The 18,600-nt window shown below is 29.7% G+C and carries 15 protein-coding genes; 11 read left to right on the top strand and 4 right to left on the bottom strand.

Annotated features, from left to right (window positions below):
• Positions 1 to 25: 25 nt before the first annotated feature.
• A complete protein-coding gene (locus J0H68_02320; protein MBN8827522.1) occupies positions 26 to 1,018 on the bottom strand; it encodes a serine hydrolase in 993 nt (330 codons plus the stop codon).
• 167 nt (positions 1,019 to 1,185) lie between these two features.
• Between J0H68_02320 and tgt the strand changes: the two genes are divergently transcribed.
• Positions 1,186 to 2,316 carry a tRNA guanosine(34) transglycosylase Tgt gene (gene tgt, locus J0H68_02315; GenBank protein MBN8827521.1) on the top strand — a complete coding sequence of 377 codons (1,131 nt, stop codon included), beginning with the start codon at positions 1,186 to 1,188 and terminating at the stop codon, positions 2,314 to 2,316.
• Between the two features lie 3 nt (positions 2,317 to 2,319).
• Here the strand turns inward: tgt and J0H68_02310 are convergent, their stop codons facing one another.
• Complete coding sequence (locus tag J0H68_02310; GenBank protein ID MBN8827520.1) at positions 2,320 to 3,696, bottom strand: ankyrin repeat domain-containing protein; 1,377 nt, start codon at positions 3,694 to 3,696, stop codon at positions 2,320 to 2,322.
• 265 nt (positions 3,697 to 3,961) lie between these two features.
• Here J0H68_02310 and J0H68_02305 point away from each other — a divergent pair, with 265 nt between their 5' ends.
• From J0H68_02305 to lpxA, 4 genes are all read left to right on the top strand, one after another.
• Complete coding sequence (locus J0H68_02305) at positions 3,962 to 4,483, top strand: hypothetical protein (protein MBN8827519.1); 522 nt, start codon at positions 3,962 to 3,964, stop codon at positions 4,481 to 4,483.
• A gap of 303 nt (positions 4,484 to 4,786) precedes the next feature.
• Positions 4,787 to 5,818 (top strand): UDP-3-O-(3-hydroxymyristoyl)glucosamine N-acyltransferase, encoded by a 1,032-nt coding sequence (lpxD, locus tag J0H68_02300; protein MBN8827518.1) that lies wholly within the window; start codon positions 4,787 to 4,789, stop codon positions 5,816 to 5,818.
• Positions 5,811 to 6,263: a 3-hydroxyacyl-ACP dehydratase FabZ gene (gene fabZ / locus J0H68_02295; GenBank protein ID MBN8827517.1), complete on the top strand. Its 453-nt coding sequence runs from the start codon at positions 5,811 to 5,813 to the stop codon at positions 6,261 to 6,263. Before lpxD ends, fabZ begins: the two co-directional genes overlap by 8 nt.
• On the top strand, positions 6,264 to 7,064 hold the full coding sequence (lpxA, locus tag J0H68_02290; GenBank protein ID MBN8827516.1) for an acyl-ACP--UDP-N-acetylglucosamine O-acyltransferase: 801 nt from the start codon (positions 6,264 to 6,266) through the stop codon (positions 7,062 to 7,064).
• Between the two features lie 48 nt (positions 7,065 to 7,112).
• Here the strand turns inward: lpxA and J0H68_02285 are convergent, their stop codons facing one another.
• Together J0H68_02285 and J0H68_02280 are read right to left on the bottom strand one after the other, a co-directional pair.
• Positions 7,113 to 8,423: an SH3 domain-containing protein gene (locus J0H68_02285; GenBank protein ID MBN8827515.1), complete on the bottom strand. Its 1,311-nt coding sequence runs from the start codon at positions 8,421 to 8,423 to the stop codon at positions 7,113 to 7,115.
• A gap of 70 nt (positions 8,424 to 8,493) precedes the next feature.
• On the bottom strand, positions 8,494 to 10,107 hold the full coding sequence (locus J0H68_02280; GenBank protein MBN8827514.1) for a hypothetical protein: 1,614 nt from the start codon (positions 10,105 to 10,107) through the stop codon (positions 8,494 to 8,496).
• Between the two features lie 290 nt (positions 10,108 to 10,397).
• Between J0H68_02280 and J0H68_02275 the strand changes: the two genes are divergently transcribed.
• The 6 genes from J0H68_02275 (at position 10,398) to J0H68_02250 (ending at position 18,564) form a co-directional block, all read left to right on the top strand.
• The gene (locus tag J0H68_02275; GenBank protein MBN8827513.1) at positions 10,398 to 10,688 is read left to right on the top strand and encodes a co-chaperone GroES; all 291 of its coding nucleotides are present in this window, start codon (positions 10,398 to 10,400) and stop codon (positions 10,686 to 10,688) included.
• A 24-nt stretch (positions 10,689 to 10,712) separates the two neighbouring features.
• A complete protein-coding gene (gene groL / locus J0H68_02270) occupies positions 10,713 to 12,356 on the top strand; it encodes a chaperonin GroEL (protein ID MBN8827512.1) in 1,644 nt (547 codons plus the stop codon).
• A 539-nt stretch (positions 12,357 to 12,895) separates the two neighbouring features.
• Positions 12,896 to 14,149, top strand: a complete 1,254-nt coding sequence (locus tag J0H68_02265) for an MFS transporter (GenBank protein ID MBN8827511.1) — start codon at positions 12,896 to 12,898, stop codon at positions 14,147 to 14,149.
• A 107-nt stretch (positions 14,150 to 14,256) separates the two neighbouring features.
• Positions 14,257 to 15,471, top strand: coding sequence for a hypothetical protein (locus J0H68_02260; GenBank protein MBN8827510.1), 1,215 nt, complete (start codon positions 14,257 to 14,259; stop codon positions 15,469 to 15,471).
• Between the two features lie 147 nt (positions 15,472 to 15,618).
• Positions 15,619 to 16,701 (top strand): FAD-dependent oxidoreductase, encoded by a 1,083-nt coding sequence (locus tag J0H68_02255; protein MBN8827509.1) that lies wholly within the window; start codon positions 15,619 to 15,621, stop codon positions 16,699 to 16,701.
• Positions 16,702 to 16,842: 141 nt separating this feature from the next.
• A complete protein-coding gene (locus J0H68_02250; GenBank protein MBN8827508.1) occupies positions 16,843 to 18,564 on the top strand; it encodes a SpoIIE family protein phosphatase in 1,722 nt (573 codons plus the stop codon).
• The last annotated feature ends 36 nt before the right edge of the window (positions 18,565 to 18,600 follow it).

Raw genomic sequence — 18,600 nt, 5'->3', positions numbered from 1 at the left:
TTAACTATTTATTAGTAAATTATTTTTATTTAGTATTTAAATATAAATTGTCATAAATAACTCTAGCAGCAAATCCTACTAACAAACTTACTTCACTTTCCTTCAAATCACTTGTTGATTCCGCATAAATACTCATAACTAAATGCTCATTATTTGGAAGGGTAAATATACCTATATCAGATAATTTCATTATAGGATAATTTTTACTTTCATGATCAAAGGTTCCTGTTTTATGAGAAAGCTTAACATTCCCTGCTCCAAAAGTTCTAAGTAATCTGTCGTGGTTAATAGTATGCTCCATCACGGTGAGAAGAAAGTTAGTTTGATCAGGCGATAAAAATTTACCATTAACTAAATCACTTAAAATATTTGTCATAGTAACAGGGGTTACATGATCACGCATATCATTATAGAATTTTTTAGCTAACCTATCTTTTTCTATGTCAGATTTAATTAAATATGCTTTTCTTGATTCCATACCAGTTAGATTACTTGAAGCCCCATAATAAGTTTGAAATATTTCTAAAATACTTCTATCAATGCTAATTCCTTCATAGTTTGAGAAATAATTTTTAACAGTTTTTATCCCCCCTATTCTTTTTAATATAATATCAGTTGCTGTGTTATCACTAACTGCTATCATACTTTCAATTAAATCAGCAATAGATACGTGAACAGGATTATGGGTAGTAAAATATCCAAGTTTACTCCATGGAACCAAATCTTCAGGGGCAACTTTCAAAGATTCATCTAAACTTAGGTTATTTTCTTCAATTTGTTTTAAAGTATATATAGCAATTGGAACTTTTACAGTACTTGCCATTAAAAATTTTTCATTTCCTCTATAATGAAAGCTAGTACCTTTTTCAATATAATTAGCGCTAATACCTAAACGCACTGGTTTATTTGGATAGTAATTTTCTAATGCAGCAATTTCGTTAAGGACTTTATCTAATTCTAATGAATGAGCTTCTTGATAACACATTAATGTAACCATAAGTACCACCAATTTAAACATTATATTACCTCGGCGATTGAGATTAAGAGATATTTAAAGATAATGTAATAACATCGTATGTAAAGGAAAAATTAATAATTTACTTAAAATTTTCTTTTTATTTTAAGAAAACTATATACTTTTTCGTATTTTTTGTTATATTCCAGCCAAACAAATTAAGTAGAATTATGAATAGCTTCAGATACGAATTACTAAAAGAATTTAAATTCAATAACTTTACATTAAGACGCGGTAGACTTCATACAAAACATGGGATAATAGAGACCCCTTGTTTCATGCCAGTTGGTACTTGTGCAAGCGTAAAAGCTATGCTTCCGGAATCTGTCAAAGCTACAGGCGCTCAGATTATCTTAGGAAATACCTATCACTTAATGCTAAAAGGTACTGCTGAGAAGATTCATCGCTTGGGTGGTTTACATAGCTTCATGAATTGGGATGGTCCCATCCTTACCGATTCAGGTGGATTTCAAGTTATGTCGCTTGCAGGTATTCGTAAAATTACTGAGGAAGGTGTAGCCTTTAAATCGCATATCGATGGCTCAAAATATATGTTAAGCCCTGAAAGATCTATGGAAATTCAATACCATTTGGGAAGTACCATTACAATGATTTTTGATGAATGTACCTCTTTCCCTATTACATTTGATAAAGCTAAAAAATCTATGGAACTTTCTCTTCGCTGGGCAAAACGCTCAAAAGAGGCTTTTGTTGAAAGAGATGGCTATGGATTATTTGGGATAGTACAAGGATCAGTTTACCCAGAATTAAGAGAAACCTCTATTAAAGGGTTAATGAATATAGGTTTTGACGGCTATGCTATTGGTGGAGAGCTAGACGTTGGTAATGATAATGACCGTACGATGTATCAAACTCTTTTATTCATAAATTCACTTTTACCTAAAGAAAAACCACGTTATCTAATGGGCGTTGGTAAGCCTTACGACATAATTGGTTCAGTTATGCGCGGCGTTGATATGTTTGATTGTGTAATTCCAACTCGCTCAGGAAGAAATGGTCAAGCATTTGTAAGAAATGGAACGGTAAATATCCGTAATGCAAAATATGCGGAAGACTTAAATCCGCTTGATGAAAAATGCGAATGTTATACATGTAAAACATATTCAAGGGCATATTTACACCATGTTGTAAGAAGCGGTGAAATTATAGGCGCAATGTTAATGACCTGGCACAATTTACATTATTATCAAGATGTAATGCGTGATTTAAGAAAAACTATAGAAGAAGAAAATTTAGAATATATAAACGAACATTCTGCTTTCCAGCAATTAGAAAAATAAAGTTCATTTAGATAAGTTTTCAATATTTATATTAATATTATTTTCCTCTAAATTATCTCTACTATCTTCTACATATTCTATATCAAATATTTGAGTATAATTTTTTACTATAACGTCTACAATATCTTGCTCTTTAAAGCTTTCATTAGGCTTAGTAAAATAAGTTATTTTATATAAGTTTTCTATAATTAAATCACTCATAGCTCTTGCAGCAAGACGTTTTAAATTTACACTTAAACCATCAATTGTATTAAAGAGTAAACTTACAATAGGAGTTCTATATTTTGGTTGGTTTATATCTTTAATTATTTCTTCTACTGTGAGCGTACTAAAATATTCAGGAAGATGCTTTGAAAACTTACATTCTTTTATATCACTAATTACTTTTTCTAATTTATTATAATCTTTAATTGTTCCTAGAATGGATTTTAATGAATTAAGTTTTAAATTAATTTTATCAACATATATTTGATGAGAGAATTCGTCACTATAACGATAATTAACAATAATTGTATCAATTTGCTTTAATATAATATCAATTACTGTTTCATTTTTATTATTTCTAATTTCAATATCTGGCATGTTTAAAAGTAATAAATTAAGAAAACTATAATCTCCACTTATAGCTAGAATATGTAATACTGTATTACCTTCAGGATCTTTTGCATTTACATCAGCTTTTTTATAAATTAGACGCTTAATTAATTTAAATTTTTCTTCATTAGGTAGTTTTGGTGAACAATGAGCAATTATAGCTTGTAATTCTGTTCTATTCTTACATGAAATATTAATTTTGATATTTTCATCTAATAAGTAATTTATAACTTTAATATTACCCGTACGTATGGCTATATGTAACGGCGTTTCCCTATTATAATTAGGATTATTAAGGTCAATTGAATGATGTTTAAGTAAAAGCTTTAATATTTCCAAACTTGAATTACTTTCATATTCAATAGCAGAGTAAATATGTTCATTTATAATTTTAGCGCCATTATTAATTAGAGAAATTATTATGTTAAAATTACCATTACGTATTGCAATTTGTAATGGTGTTTCCCCATCAATGGTCTGAAGATTTATATCAACTTTATAAATTTCAATTAATTGTTTAATTACTTTTTCATTAGATCCGTTTAAATCATGTTGAATTGCATAATGAATTGGTGTAAATCCAATTTGATCACTTCTATTTAATTCACTTGGAGAATTAGATAATTCCCTTAATAAATCATCAACTAATTCAGGTTGGGAATTACGTAAGGCAACATTTAATTTATTTAGTGGAGTGTTAAAAGATAAAATCTTATTTTCAGATTCATTATTTGTATTTGATCTTTTGGTAGTTCTACCTTTTAAGCTACCACCTCTTCTTTTCATAATTTATCTCATAAATTTTAATATTTAGTTAATAAGTAACACATATATTATAAATTAACAATGCTAAATTTGTTACGAAATTAAATCTTATTTATAAACTTTATGATAAAAATATTTAATATTTCATGTGGAAAAAGCTTTACATAATTTCCCAAATTAATAAGCTTCAACTTTTGATTTAATTTTAAAATACTAATTTTACTTTGACTTAATAAAATTTTCTCTTATTTTAAAATCTATATATAAAACATAAATCGGTTATAGCATGATTGCAAAATTATTTGATATTAGTAAAACTTTTGATGAAAAAATTAAAATTCTTAAAGAAATTGGTATAGAAGAGTTGCTTAAAAAACTTACCAAAGTAAAAGAGAAAGACACTAGTGTTCCTATTGCATTAAATTGGGAATTTAATATGCAACCGTTAATTGCTGCAATACTTGAAAAAAATAAAATTCCCTTCAAAACTTATGTGATTGATGAGAGTAAATATGAATATGAAGAAATCACTACAATCACTGAAGATTTTAATTACATAAAAGAAAAAATTAAACACATTTTAAATTTTTGTAATGAAAAAAAACTGATGGAGTACATTGCAAAAAATTCTAAACTTATGCAAGGCGCAAATAACCCTGAAGAATGGAATAGATTCAGTAAATATGTGGATTATAAAACAAGCGAAAAATGTTTTAGAGATTCAAATAGCTCAAACTCTGATAGAGAATATAGCTCATCTTTTGAAAATGAAAAAATCCTTTCCTCCTCTCCTTTGGAAAGATTTTGATTTTTTCTATTAAACTCTTAAATTAATTTATTATAGATATTTGTTTACTTTAAATTTTTTGATTTGAAAATAAAGGTAATTACGTTAAAATGTAAACTTTTAATTATTAAAAATCATTATAATTTATTACTAATTCTTTTATTACTTAACTTACAATATTAACTTAAATTTTGTAGATTATAGGCTTAGCATTACTACGTTTTGTGTTATATCTTTGTAACATATTGTAACCTTTTAATATCTTGAGCTTTTGGCGCTAATACTTTAGTAATATTAGCTAAATATAAGCATAAGGGAATTTCAATGAATTCTGATTTTTTTAATATTAATTTACATATTCCAGCTTCAAAAATTGCAGAATTACTACAAATAGAAGTTGATTACAACGGCGGAAATGAAAATCATATTTTCGATAACACTGCTTCATTAAAAAATGCTGACTCAAATAAAGTAAGCTTTTTTATTAATAAAAAATATGTTAATGAGCTTTCCAACACTCAAGCTGGTGCCATCCTTATTAGTAAAGATTATATAAGCTATGCACCAAAAAAATGTATTTTATTTATTACACCTAATCCATATTTTCACTATGCAAAATTATTAGAATATTTTTATCAAGCTAAACATGTACCAAGTGCAAAAATTGAACCTACAGCTTTTGTAGCAAAATCTGCAATAATCGGAAGGGGAACATATATTGGTCATAATGCCGTTATAGAGGAAGAAGTAGAAATAGGTGAAAATTGTTTTATAGATTCTAATGTTGTTATAAAAAATAACTGTAAAATTGGAAATAGCACCAGAATTTATAGTGGTACATGTATTCAATATTCCATTATCGGTGATAGATGTAGCATACATCCTAATGTATCAATAGGACAAGATGGCTTTGGCTATTCTTTTCATTTAGGTAGCCACTATAAAGTTCCACAAGTAGGACGTGTTATTATTAATAACGATGTTGAGATTGGAGCAAATACTACTATTGATCGTGGTTCGGCAAATGACACAATAATTGGTGAAGGTACAAAAATTGATAACCTTGTTCAAATTGCTCATAATGTAATAACCGGCAAACACTGTATTATCGTCTCTATGACCGGTATTGCAGGCAGTACAATTCTTGGTGATTATGTTATAACAGGCGGCCAATCAGGATTCGCAGGTCACTTAAAAATTGGAAATCGTGTTCAGGTAGCTGCACAATCTGGTGTAATGAAAGACATACCAGATGGAATGACAGTTGGTGGAAGCCCTGCTGTGCCGGTTAAAGATTGGCATCGTCAAACTCTTGCTGTAAGTAAATTAATTAAAAAGGCTGGTCAAAATGACTAAAAATCTCGAAAGAATTGAAATAGAAGAAATAATGGGCATGATCCCACATCGCTATCCAATTTTACTTGTTGATAGAATAATTGATATTAAATCTGATGTATCTGCTATTGGTATTAAAAATGTAACTTTTAATGAACCGCATTTCATGGGTCATTTTCCAGGTAAACCTATTATGCCAGGTGTACTTATAATTGAAGCAATGGCACAAACTTCTGCTGCTGTTGTTGTCCAAACTCTTGGTGAAAGCGCTAAAGGAAAATTGGTATATTTTATGTCAATTGAAGAAGCAAAATTTAGAAAACCAGTTATACCTGGAGATACATTAAAAATGCATGTTTATAAAGAAAAGCAAAAAAGTAATGTATGGAAATTTAGAGGCGAATCATACGTTGATGATGTTAAAGTTGCCGAAGCTATTTTTACTGCCATGATTGTGGAGAATTAAATGACAACAAAAATTCATCCTAGCGCTGTTATTAGCCCTAAAGCTCAAATTGACGTTGATGTAGAAATTGGGCCATTTTGTATAGTATATGATAACGTGAAAATTGGAAAAGGAACTAAACTTCATTCTCATGTTGTCGTTGACGGTCATACAACTATTGGTAATGATAATAAAATTTTTCCATTTGTTTCTTTAGGTTCAATACCTCAAGATTTAAAATATAAAGGTGAAGAATCAAAACTAATTATTGGTAATAATAATTCAATACGCGAATATACTACTATGAACCCAGGCACTGAAGGTGGTGGGTTAATTACAAAAATTGGTGATAATTGCTTATTTATGATGAGTTGCCACGTTGCACATGATTGCACAATTGGAAATAATGTGATTATGGCAAATAACGCAACACTTGCAGGACACGTGACAATTGAAGAATTTGCTATTATTGGTGGTCTTGCAGCAGTTCATCAATGGGTAAGAATTGGCGCTCATGCAATGATTGGCGGAATGAGCGCGGTAGAAAAAGATGTTATTCCTTATGGTTTAATTATGGGTGAACGCGCAAGCCTTGCAGGGCTTAATATCGTTGGACTTAAAAGACGCAATTTTAATCGTGATGAAATTAATGCTTTAAGAGAAGCTTATGAAAAACTCTTTGAAAATAAAAAAGCCGCAAAAAGCTTTGAAGAAAGAGTCGATGAAATTAAACAAGAATTCAATTCATTTGAAGGTGTTCAACATTTAGTTACTTTCCTAAAAGAAGAAACTTCGAGATCATTTTGCATGCCAAAAATTTAATTAAAGAGCGCAGTTTTAATTCCAATTAACTGCGCGCTTTTTTTTTACTTACTTCTCACTTAAAAAAATTATTTTTGAAATTTTATTTATAAAAGCATCTTCGTTACTGTAATTTTCTAGTTCTTTACCAAAATCTAAATATGAAAATAAACTTCTACCAATAATATTTCTACCCTTTTCTTTATTCTTAGCTAAGACTACGCCCCATACATCATGAAGCATTATAGGCTTACCATTATATTCACCTGCGTAAATGCCTATATGTCCTCTTTTGAAAATAAGTGTAGTAAAAGCTTTTCCATTATTTTTTAGGAAATTTATTTTTTCATCTTTTGATAAATTAAAAATATCCACACTTTCAAAAAACTCCGCTTGATCACGTGAATTCCTTGGCAAATATACACCGAAAGATGCATATATATCTTTTATGAATTGAGAGCAATCGCGATTACCTAAATAACCACCCCAACCATAAGGAGTATTAATTAATTCACTTATAATTTTACTCAAATTTTCTTTATTAAATTCTAGAAAGCCTGAATTTATATAATTATTTTGAACATTGACCCATTCTAATTTCCCATTTGAAGGAATTAAAACTTTATTTGAATGTGTACTTAAATCAAATTTAACAGGTAAATACGAACCTATTTTTAAGTATTCAATAAATTCTCCTTTATTATTATATATTGGAGAATTCTCTTTTATAACTACTGCTAATTTATGCTCTTTATATTCTTCAGCTTGTTTTACTGTAAGTTCAACTAAATCACTTACTTTTACAAAACCTGAAGCTTTATCATTTGAAAATATAAAAACCCATGCTTTATCTTTAGAGTAATGGCTAATTCTAACTGGTGTACCTAAATAAAGAGAACTTTCTTGACCATAATCAAATGGATATCCTTCACCTGCTGTAGTTGGATCATCAAAATAATGACGTAGAGTTGGAAGTCTCCTTAGATTTGTATTTTTTGAAATTAAAGCAGGCTTTTTGTAAGTAAATAATTTATCATAATTTGCGTTTTCTAGATCCGCTTCAAACTCACCTAAAGGTTTTTTAACTAACGCTTCATTGTAAGATTCTTTTATTTTTAAAGAAGCTTCGATTATCTCTTTTCTAAGTTCCTCATTATTCCTATTATCCCACGAATGTGGGTTATCAATTTCCCAAGGGCTAAAAAATAATGAAGTATTAAATTTTAATGACCCTAAATCATCTTTAATTATATCATTAGGATTTTGAGATATTTCTTTTGTATCGTTAATATCCTTAAAACTTATTTTTTCAAAGTTGGTATTAGTTGCACAATTACTTACAATCAATACTGAAACTAAGCTTAATAAAATATTTCGCATAATCTACCTCTTTAATACAAAATTAAATAATTAGAATATGTATTAGAGGTCAATTAAGCAATATTTTTTATTAAACTTGAGTCATACTTTGATTGAAATCTTTTTTAGAAGCGATTTCTTCATTTTTTTCAGTGAAAATATCTCTCCAAGTATCAAAAGGATTTTTTAAAGCAAATTGGTTGGTAATTTTACTATATTGCTCAGAGTCATTTCCACTTCCAATAACACCTAAACTAATATTATTTGCTAACTTTTGTTCCTTATATTTTTTTAATTCTGTAGCTAATACTTCTCTTTGTTCTTTTAATAATTTAATTTCTTCTTCGTATACCGCGCTTAACCTTTCTTTATCCCAAACAAACATATCTTGAGTAAGTAACAAATTTTCAATCTGTTTAGTTAATGTAGCGTTCTCTTCACGAGAGGATTTAAGTAATTCTATTACTTTTCCAAGTTTACTTTTTAAATCTTGAGATTCTTTTTCAGATTCCTGAGTAACAATTTGGAGCTCTTCTATTTCATTTTGCAAAACTTCCAATTTATTATTTAAATTACTATTTTCTTCTGTTAATTCTTCAATTTTATGCCCACGATAGATATTTACCCCATCTGTAAATTCTTTTTGTCTATTTATTGTGGTAATTTGATTTTTTAATTCTTCTATTTGCAGGGACAATTGAGAATTCACCTTATCTTTTTCTTCAATTATACTATTTTGCGATTTTACTTTTTCTTGAAGCTCACTATTTTCCTGTTGTAAGCTTGACAGCTGTTCATCTAATGATTGATCACTCTTCTTTTCTGATGATTTAATTCTAGCTTGCAAATCACTATTTTTCCTTTGTAAGGTGGTTTGAGTTTTCTTAATAGCTTCTAATTTACCTTTATATGTATCAACTTCTGAAGCCTTCTTAGATTGAATTGCAGATTTTTCTTGCTTCTCTTTTTCAAGCTCTGCTTTTAATGTCTCTAATTGTTGCGCTTGTTTAGAATTTTGATTGTTAAGATTATTCTTTTCACTTTTAACACTTTGTAATTCCTTACGAAGCTTTTCTAAGTTATCATTTAAAACCTTAATATCATTTTTATGTTGAGTTTCGTCTTTTTTACTTGCAAGTAAAAGAGCATGTATTTGTTTATTTACACTCTCAATTGTCTTGTCTTTACCTTTAATTTCTTTATATAAATTTTCGATTGTTTCATCTTTTGCTTTGAGCTGTATAGTTTTTAAATCTGCTTCTCTTAAATCATCGGTAAGTTTTTCATTTTTTTCCATTAAATCTGCTATCTGTACTCTTAAGTTAGCTCTTTCTGCTTTAAGAGTATTATTATCTTCTTTTAATTTCTTTATTGCCCCATCTAATTCTTTCAATACTTCAATTGATTCAGCGCTTTGCTCCGTATATTTATTAAAACTTTCTATAAAATCTTTTCCAATTATTACATTTTGAGTGGCTAAAGAAGCATTAGGATCAAATCTTAAATTATTCGGATCTAATCTAAAGTTAGAAGGAGTTATAAAACTATACCCTTCTTCATTTTCTTTATTATTTAAAGGCTGAAATATAGTAGGTTGATTGTCTAATAAATTCTCTGACTGTTTATCTGCAGGGTAAATGGTTACTTTATAATTTGACTGAGTTTTATAAGTTTTTGGTTTTTTAGTCGGTCTACCTAGCGACATATTCACCCTCACCGTGTAATAATAATTAAAAATTAGTTAATTAGAGCGTTGTTTAACATATTAACATTATACCGTCAATTTAATTAATTAATATTCTCTTGGCAATTGAATAAAATTAAAAAGTAAAGATTTACAGTAACTTAATATAATTTTACCCTTTAATTTCATAGATTTATAAAAAAAAATTAAAATACCCCTTGAATAGTATCTAGGAACACCTATATATCTGAGTACAGCCTATAAATTTAAACTTTAGGTATTAATTTACTATATTTTAAGGAGAATGGTTTATGACTAAATTTGTTCCGTTAAAAGATCGCGTAGCGGTTAAACGTAATCAGGGCGAAGAAAAAACCTCTGGTGGCATTATTATTCCTGACACAGCTAAAGAAAAGCCAATGGAAGGAACTGTTGTTGCAACAGGTAATGGCGCAAGAGACGAAAAAGGAAATCAAATTCCTATGGAGCTTAAAGTTGGTGATAAAGTACTTTTTGCTAAATGGGCAGGTACTGAAGTTAAAGTGGATGGCGAAGAATTAGTTATCCTAAAAGAAGCTGATGTTATTGGTGTATTACAATAGTAAAATTTTAAAGGAGATATAATAATGTGTTCAAAAATCGTTACTCATAGCAGTGATGCACGTGAAAAAATGGTTAAAGGTGCAAACATATTAGCTAATGCAGTGAAAGTTACCCTTGGACCTAGAGGACGTAACGTAGTAATTGAAAAATCATTTGGCGCCCCAAGAATTACAAAAGATGGCGTGACCGTTGCTAAAGAAATTACCTTAGCAGATAAAATGGAAAACTTAGGAGCACAACTTGTTCGTGAAGTTCCAAGTAAAACAAACGATAAAGCTGGTGATGGCACAACAACCTCAACTGTACTTGCTCAATCTATTATTAATGAAGGTAATAAAGTTGTAACTGCAGGTCTTAACCCAATGGATGTTAAACGTGGTATTGATTTAGCTGTAACAACAGTTATCGAAGAACTTAAAAAGAAAAGTAAAAATACAAGCTCTTCTGAAGAAATTGCTCAAGTGGGAACCATTTCAGCTAATGGTGATGAGACTATCGGTAAAAAACTTGCTGAAGCTATGGAAAAAGTTGGTAAAGAAGGTGTAATTACAGTTGAAGAAGCTAAAGGTCTAGAATTTGAACTTGAAGTAGTTGAAGGTATGATGTTTGATCGTGGTTACCTTTCACCTTATTTCGTAACTAATTCAGAAAAAATGACTGTTGAATTAGACAGACCCTTCATTTTATTATACGAAAAGAAACTTTCAAACTTACAACAAATGCTCCCATTACTTGAAGCTGTTGTACAATCAGGCAGACCTTTATTAATTATTGCAGAAGATGTTGAAGGTGAAGCTTTAGCAACTCTCGTTGTAAATAAACTTCGTGGTGGCTTAAAAGTTGCTGCTGTTAAAGCACCAGGATTTGGTGACAGAAGAAAATCAATGCTTGAAGATATTGCTATCCTTACTGGTGGTGAAGTTATCAGTGAAGATTTAGGTATGAAGTTAGAAAATGTAACTTTAAATATGCTTGGAACAGCTAAGAAAGTAAGTATTACAAAGGATAATACTACAATCGTTGATGGTGGTGGTGAGAAACAAGCAATTGATGAACGTTGCCAACAAATTAAAGGTCAAATTGCTGAAACAACTTCAGATTATGATCGTGAAAAATTACAAGAAAGATTAGCTAAACTTTCAGGTGGTGTTGCAGTACTTAAAGTTGGTGGTGCTACAGAAGTTGAAGTTAAAGAACGTAAAGACCGCGTAGAAGATGCATTAAATGCAACTCGCGCAGCTGTAGCTGAAGGAATTGTTCCTGGTGGTGGTATTGCACTTTTCTATGCTTCAAGATCTCTTGATAGCTTAACTGCTATTAATGACGACCAAAAAGCTGGTATTAATATTGTAAGAAGATCACTTCAAGCTCCATTACGTCAAATTGCGGAAAACGCTGGTATTGATGGCGCTGTAGTTGTTGCTAAACTTACTGACAGCAATGATACAAACTTTGGATTCGATGCTCAGAAGCTTGAATATGTAGATATGATTAAAGCTGGTATTATTGATCCTACTAAAGTAGTAAGAACAGCTTTAGAAGATGCAGCTTCAGTTGCAGGTCTCTTCATTACTACTGAAGCTTCGATTGTTGAAAAAGCAGATGATAAACCTACAGCAAACCCAATGGCTGGTGGCATGGGCGGTATGGGCGGTATGGATTTCTAGTCCTAACTATCTTCCAAATTTTAAAAAGCCTAAAGAGCATTTCTTTAGGCTTTTTTTTATAATAATATTTTCAATTAAGTTTATTAATATTTCAGTTCTTTTTAGTAAATCCATTGTTAATTTTAAAAATTATTATCAGTCAAAATATTTTAATAAATTAACCAATTAAAATAGATTTAAAAATAAAAAATTAATAATGTGAAAATACATTTTGTATAAAGCAATATTATGTAAATACGATAAACTTAATGTGTTACTTTAAGTTATTATTTAAATATAATTTAAAATTACTATTTTAGCCTCTTTAATCAAAATATATTTTAATAAACAATATAAATTAAAATATTAACATTAAATACCTTTCGCACTTCACAACAAAATTATTTAAATATAATTAACTAAAATTTCCTGCCTTAATATTTGCTTGAAAATCAGCAGTTTACTTTCAATTTATGATAGAAATTATCGCTTGACATTAAGATGTATTTCCTCGAAGTTTATTTTTATAAATTATGTCTAACTCAACTTAAGAGGACTGCATGAGAAAGGTTGTTACTGCCGGAATAATTGGCAACGCACTTGAATGGTATGATTTCGCTTTATACGTACATTTTGTTGAAATAATAAGCAGACTTTATTTTCCTTCCGACGATATATTCCTTTCACGAATGGCAACATACGCCGCTTTCGCAGCTGGCTTCTTTATGCGTCCACTAGGCGCTATACTCTTTGGTTATATAGGTGATAAATTCGGTAGAAGACAAGCATTATCTGCCTCTATATTAACTATGGCAATTCCAACATCATTCATTGCTATTTTACCAAGTTACCAAGAAGTGGGAATGATAGCTCCTATTTGCTTAGTAATTATTAGATTATTGCAAGGTTTATCGCTTGGTGGCGAGTTTAGCGGATCAATCGCTTTTGTGGTAGAACATGCTCCAGATAATAAACGTGGTCTTGCAGGTAGTTCTGCTATGTTTAGTATGAATTTAGGTATTTTAGCAGGCTCTGCGGTCGCAGCGATATGCGCAAATTTCATGTCCCCAGAAAGTTTTAATGCATGGGGATGGAGAGTACCATTTGGTATTGGACTCGTAATTGGCTTAGTAGGTCTTTATATTCGTTCAAATCTTCACGAAAGCCCAAAATATGAAGAAGCTAAAGCAAAAGGTTTAATTGCAAAAGCACCAACAAGAAAAGTTCTTACAGATTTCCCAGTTCAATTGATTACTGCAATTTGCCTATATTTAACCGTAACTGTACCTTTCTATACTTTCGTAAGTTTTATGAAAAGTTTTATGACAACATTTGTAGGTCGCTCAGTTGATGAAGCTTCAATAATAAATTCAATTACAATGTTAATTGCAACTGCCTTTATTCCAATAGTAGGATATATGTCAGATGTGATTGGTAGAAAAGTTGTAATTAGAGCTGCGGCTTTAGGATTCTTACTACTTGCTTACCCATGTTTTATATTACTTAAGAGTCATGACTTTTTCTCTGCGTTCCTAGGACAACTTATTTTTGGTATGTTAGTATCATTATATATGGCACCAATTCCAACAATTTTAGTTGAATTATTCCCTACAAGCGTAAGATATACAGGTGTTGCACTTTCCTATAATATTTCCGCAGCTATTTTTGGTGGAACAGTTCCTATGGTTGCAACATTCTTAATTGAATATACCGGAATTAAAGAAGCTCTAGCATTTTATATAATGTTCTTTGCATTAATTTCACTTATTTCAATCTATTATTTAGAAGATAGAAGGAAAGTTGCACTAGCGTAAACAAAAAGTTAAACTTTTCTCTAGAATAAAATTTATTTTTAACTTATCATTAAAAATCAGAAGGGCAACCTTCTGATTTTTTGTTTAATCCTAAGATAGGAGTTACAATGTTAGAAAATAATTTTATTCTTAAAACCAAAGCTAACAAAACCTTAAAAAATATATTTTTCATTTCAGCTTTAGTTTTATCAACTACCTTATCTCATGCGTCAACTTTCCTCCAAATTGAAAGTAGTGAACCCGAAGTACGTAGAATTGTTCCGCCTAAATTTGAGAAAGAAAATATCGCTTTAAAAGTCACAAAAAAAGTACAATTAAGAGCAGAAAATCCTGTTCTTGAAGTAGAATTCAAACGTGGTAAATATTTCATAAGTAATTACGGATTTAATGATGGTGGATGGACTTTAGGTCCAGCTAGCGCTAAATATGTTACTGATTTATTTATTCACAAATTTGGCACTACTGTATCAAAGAATGAGCCAATTGCAGTTATAGGAAGAAATGCTCAAAGCTTATTTACTGCTCTTGAATTAAAAGAAAGGGGTTATAACAATATTTCAGTTTATATTGAAAGCTTAAACGATTTATTAAATACCTCTGATTCAGGAATTTTCACTACAACTTCTACCTTTAATGAGAAATCAAAACATTTATTTAAAGAACTTGGTTTATACTCTTATAAATATTATAAGGAAATAGCACAAGGAAAGCATAAATATTTTTGGGTGGGAGCGAAAATTATTCCTGGATATTTCCAATCTCGTGAAGATGCAGATTTTGCTAATTTTGTTAAAGCAGGTTTAATGCGTCCGGCTAAAAATGTTGAATTAGATTTTGGCAACGGTACTACACGCCCTGCTGTTATGTATGAAGATACAATCTTTATCGATGCTCCTTTACTTACACAAAAGCTCTATGAACTTTTAAAGGATAAGGGCGTCGTATTTAAAGAGCTTAAAATTAATGATGTATCAGCTTTACGTCACAAAGTAATTGTTGATACAAGTGGTGTCTCACCAGACGATTTAGTAAATAGCCGTAATATTTATGCTCAGCAATATACAATGGTATTAAAAAATGAATATGCTGAAGATTTAAATTACGTAGCTTATATTAACTTTGGAAACACTGTTGATTCATTTGGTCAAACAGTTAACAGAGCATTTTATATCCATCCAAAACGTTCTATTGATGCCGCGAATGCAGGAAGCGTTGGCGTAATCGGTGGAAGTATATCAGTTGGAACTTATACCGAACAATCTAATCCGGAAGAATTTAATAGAATTATTGAAACTGCTAGAGAATTTTACGGTGTAAGATAAGTTAATTATAACAAGTGAGATATTTTATATCTCACTTGTTATAATTTATATACGCAAAAAAGATTTATAAAATTTACTAATTTTCTAAAACCTACTATATTCACTTCTATATTTTTCTTGATAAATTCTTTGATCTATTCAAATAAAATGGAAATTCGTTACATAAACCCTCCTCGTTTAGAAGTAGAAAATATAGGAGATAACATTCTTTGTTATCGCCCTAAACGTCGCGGTGAACCTCGTATAAACATTATAGAGCTGGATAATAAAATTATTCTTAATAATTATGGCCAGGGTGGTGCTGGCTGGACAATTGCACCAGGTGCTGCAAATTATTTAGTAAATTCATTTATTGATAAATATCCTAATGTTAAAAAAAATGAACCTATTGCAGTAATTGGCGCAGGAGTGAAGGGATTATTTACTACAATAGAATTATTAGAAAACGGTTTTAAAAACATTATTATTTACGCAGAAGAATTTGATAACCTTGCCTCCCACAATGCTGGTGCATCCTTTGCTCCTCCCTCTTCTCGCAGCTACCCGACTTTAAAGGATAAAATCGCTGGTATTAGTATATATTCATATAATTTTTATAAATCAATTGTTGAAAAAAAACATACATTTTTAAAAAGTGGTGCTCGTATAATTCCAGCCTATTATTTAAATAAAAGACAATCACCATTAGAAAGATATGTTCGTGAAGGAATAATAAGCCCTGCTAAAGAAGTTATATTAGATTTTAAAAATGGCAAAACTTATAAGATGTTCGCGTATGATGATTGTATATTTATTGAAACTGCTCAAATTATGGATCAACTAAATAGTTTTTTAAAAAAGAAAGAAATAATTTTTAATCGAATTAAAATTAATAGCTTTAATAAAGTAAAAGAAAAAATAATTGTAAATGCCGCTGGTATTGGCGCTAAAGAACTTTTAGATGACAAAAAGATGTTACCCGTCCAAGGGCATTTAGTTATGCTAAAAAACCAAAACCCAGAAAATTTAAATTATACAATTTTTGTCGATATTGATGAAAAAGTAGATTCCAATGGAAATAAATATGCTCATTATTTTTATATTTTTCCTAAATCGCATTTAAATGCAAAAAAAGAGGATATCGGCGTTTTAGGCGGAACCTTTATTGAAAATGCTGATTCAACTACTCCTAACTTTAATGAATTTCAAAACGTAATTGAAAATGCTAAAATATTTTTTGGATTACTTTAATCGTAAATTATAAGAAAGCTTTTAAAAATAACACAATCGTGTAGTTTTAAAGTAATTCATTGACCCTTTATTAAAACAACATTAAAATTTAACAATGTTTAAACTAACATTTTATATATCATTTAAAATTAGGAATTATTTATGGCTAAATCACAATCTCCATTTGCATCTTTTTTAGGTAAGGAATTTTTAAATATTACTCAAGCAATAAATTTAGCTTTAGAAACACCTAATTTAGAAGAAATTCTTAAATCAAATGAATTAAATGAGTTTACATTACATGGTGAACATAATTTAAATGGCTTATTTAATAAACTCATAGAATTAGAAGCCCTACAATTTGATGAGTATACACCAGATAGAATTAAAACTATGGATGTAGAATCTTTAAAAGAAGCTATTGGTAAAGTGACTTCTACATTAGATCCAAAATTATTAAATTCAAAAAACTTTTTAACTTTAGTAGCAGTAAATTTACTTGATACAAAAGCTAAAGACCAATACGAGCAAAATAGAGAACTTGATAAATTAGAAGAAAAAAGAGAGCAAGAGTTTGAAGAAAAAAATAAACATAGAATTGATCCTGAAGCGTTTAAAAAAACAATAGCAAGTGCTATTACTGAACGTAATAAAGGCGAAAATACATATATAGATTTGGCAAAAGGTCCTTTCCTAATTTCAGAAGCACAAGGGCAAAGACGTAACCAAGAAGACCAGTTTTTTGCAGAAGAAAAAGAAAACATTCAATTAAATTCATTACAATCATTAGAATATTTAGCTCAACTTAATAAAACTATTTACGAAAAAACAAAATCTGAAGCTTCAGGAACAACAAGCGTAATAGGGTATTACAACCCATCTACTCAAACTTTTTCTTATAGTAATTTAGGTGATCCAAGGATTACTCAAGTGGTTTTAAATAAAGACGGTACAATTGATGAAGAAAATAGCCGTAGGTTAACTTTTGATCAAGCACCTTCTGAACCTGTAATTTATAAAAAAATTAGATCAAAACGTGGTGTCGTATGCATGGGCAGAATAAATGGTGCTCTTGCTACAGGCGGTGCATTCGGTAATGCAACACTTGAAGGTAAAGTACCGTATGAGCCTGATTTTGGCCAAAAAAATTACACTCAATTACTTGCAGAAGGAAAAAAAATTATAATTATTACAGGCTGCGACGGGTTATATGAGAAAGATTGTATTAATGAAAGAAAAATTAAAAATATTATTTATGATTATTATACTAATAATAAAAATAATGAATATTCATTATCAGATCTTTTATTAAGAGCAGCTATAGGAAGCTCAGATGATAATATTACTGTAAATGTATTTAACATTAATCAGGCTCAAAAACCAGTTTTATTCGGTATATTCGATGGACATGGCGGTGAAGAATGCGCAATTAAAGCTAAAGCAACAGCTTTAGAATTTATAGGTTTAAACTTAGAACCGAAAAAATCAGAAGTTAATAATGAATCTGTTTCAATTAATAAAAAAGAGAAAATTGACATTGAAATTGTAAAATCAATTTTTAAACCTAATGCAAATTTACAGAGTAAAAATTCTAAACAGTCATCTCCTCAAGGTAATAATCAAGAGTTATCAACAAATAATACTCCTTTACCGCAATCAAATTCTAGAAATACTTATTACTCTAAAGTTAAATCTTGGGTATCAAGTTTTAATCCTTTAACTGTCGTTAGTGATATTTCGCCTGCAGAACCTTCAAGTAATCGCTCAACAAGAAGTATTAGTCCTTTTAAAATTAGCCCTTTATCTAAACGTACAGAAGTAGAGCAAAAAGAAGTTAAATCTTCTGAAAAACAAAATTCTGGAAATTCTTTAGGTAAAAAATAAAATCTTTCTTATAAATCATAAAGCTAAAATTTTAGC

Source organism: Sphingobacteriia bacterium, assembly GCA_017304685.1.
Taxonomy (GTDB): Bacteria; Pseudomonadota; Alphaproteobacteria; order Rickettsiales; family 33-17; genus JAFKLR01.
This window is presented reverse-complemented; position numbering and strand designations above follow the sequence as displayed.

Coding starts and splice junctions, on each gene's coding strand:
- J0H68_02320 (MBN8827522.1), bottom strand. CDS start 1,018: ATGTTTAAATTGGTGGTACTTATGGTTACATTAATGTGTTATCAAGAA.
- tgt (MBN8827521.1), top strand. CDS start 1,186: ATGAATAGCTTCAGATACGAATTACTAAAAGAATTTAAATTCAATAAC.
- J0H68_02310 (MBN8827520.1), bottom strand. CDS start 3,696: ATGAAAAGAAGAGGTGGTAGCTTAAAAGGTAGAACTACCAAAAGATCA.
- J0H68_02305 (MBN8827519.1), top strand. CDS start 3,962: ATGATTGCAAAATTATTTGATATTAGTAAAACTTTTGATGAAAAAATT.
- lpxD (MBN8827518.1), top strand. CDS start 4,787: ATGAATTCTGATTTTTTTAATATTAATTTACATATTCCAGCTTCAAAA.
- fabZ (MBN8827517.1), top strand. CDS start 5,811: ATGACTAAAAATCTCGAAAGAATTGAAATAGAAGAAATAATGGGCATG.
- lpxA (MBN8827516.1), top strand. CDS start 6,264: ATGACAACAAAAATTCATCCTAGCGCTGTTATTAGCCCTAAAGCTCAA.
- J0H68_02285 (MBN8827515.1), bottom strand. CDS start 8,423: ATGCGAAATATTTTATTAAGCTTAGTTTCAGTATTGATTGTAAGTAAT.
- J0H68_02280 (MBN8827514.1), bottom strand. CDS start 10,107: ATGTCGCTAGGTAGACCGACTAAAAAACCAAAAACTTATAAAACTCAG.
- J0H68_02275 (MBN8827513.1), top strand. CDS start 10,398: ATGACTAAATTTGTTCCGTTAAAAGATCGCGTAGCGGTTAAACGTAAT.
- groL (MBN8827512.1), top strand. CDS start 10,713: ATGTGTTCAAAAATCGTTACTCATAGCAGTGATGCACGTGAAAAAATG.
- J0H68_02265 (MBN8827511.1), top strand. CDS start 12,896: ATGAGAAAGGTTGTTACTGCCGGAATAATTGGCAACGCACTTGAATGG.
- J0H68_02260 (MBN8827510.1), top strand. CDS start 14,257: ATGTTAGAAAATAATTTTATTCTTAAAACCAAAGCTAACAAAACCTTA.
- J0H68_02255 (MBN8827509.1), top strand. CDS start 15,619: ATGGAAATTCGTTACATAAACCCTCCTCGTTTAGAAGTAGAAAATATA.
- J0H68_02250 (MBN8827508.1), top strand. CDS start 16,843: ATGGCTAAATCACAATCTCCATTTGCATCTTTTTTAGGTAAGGAATTT.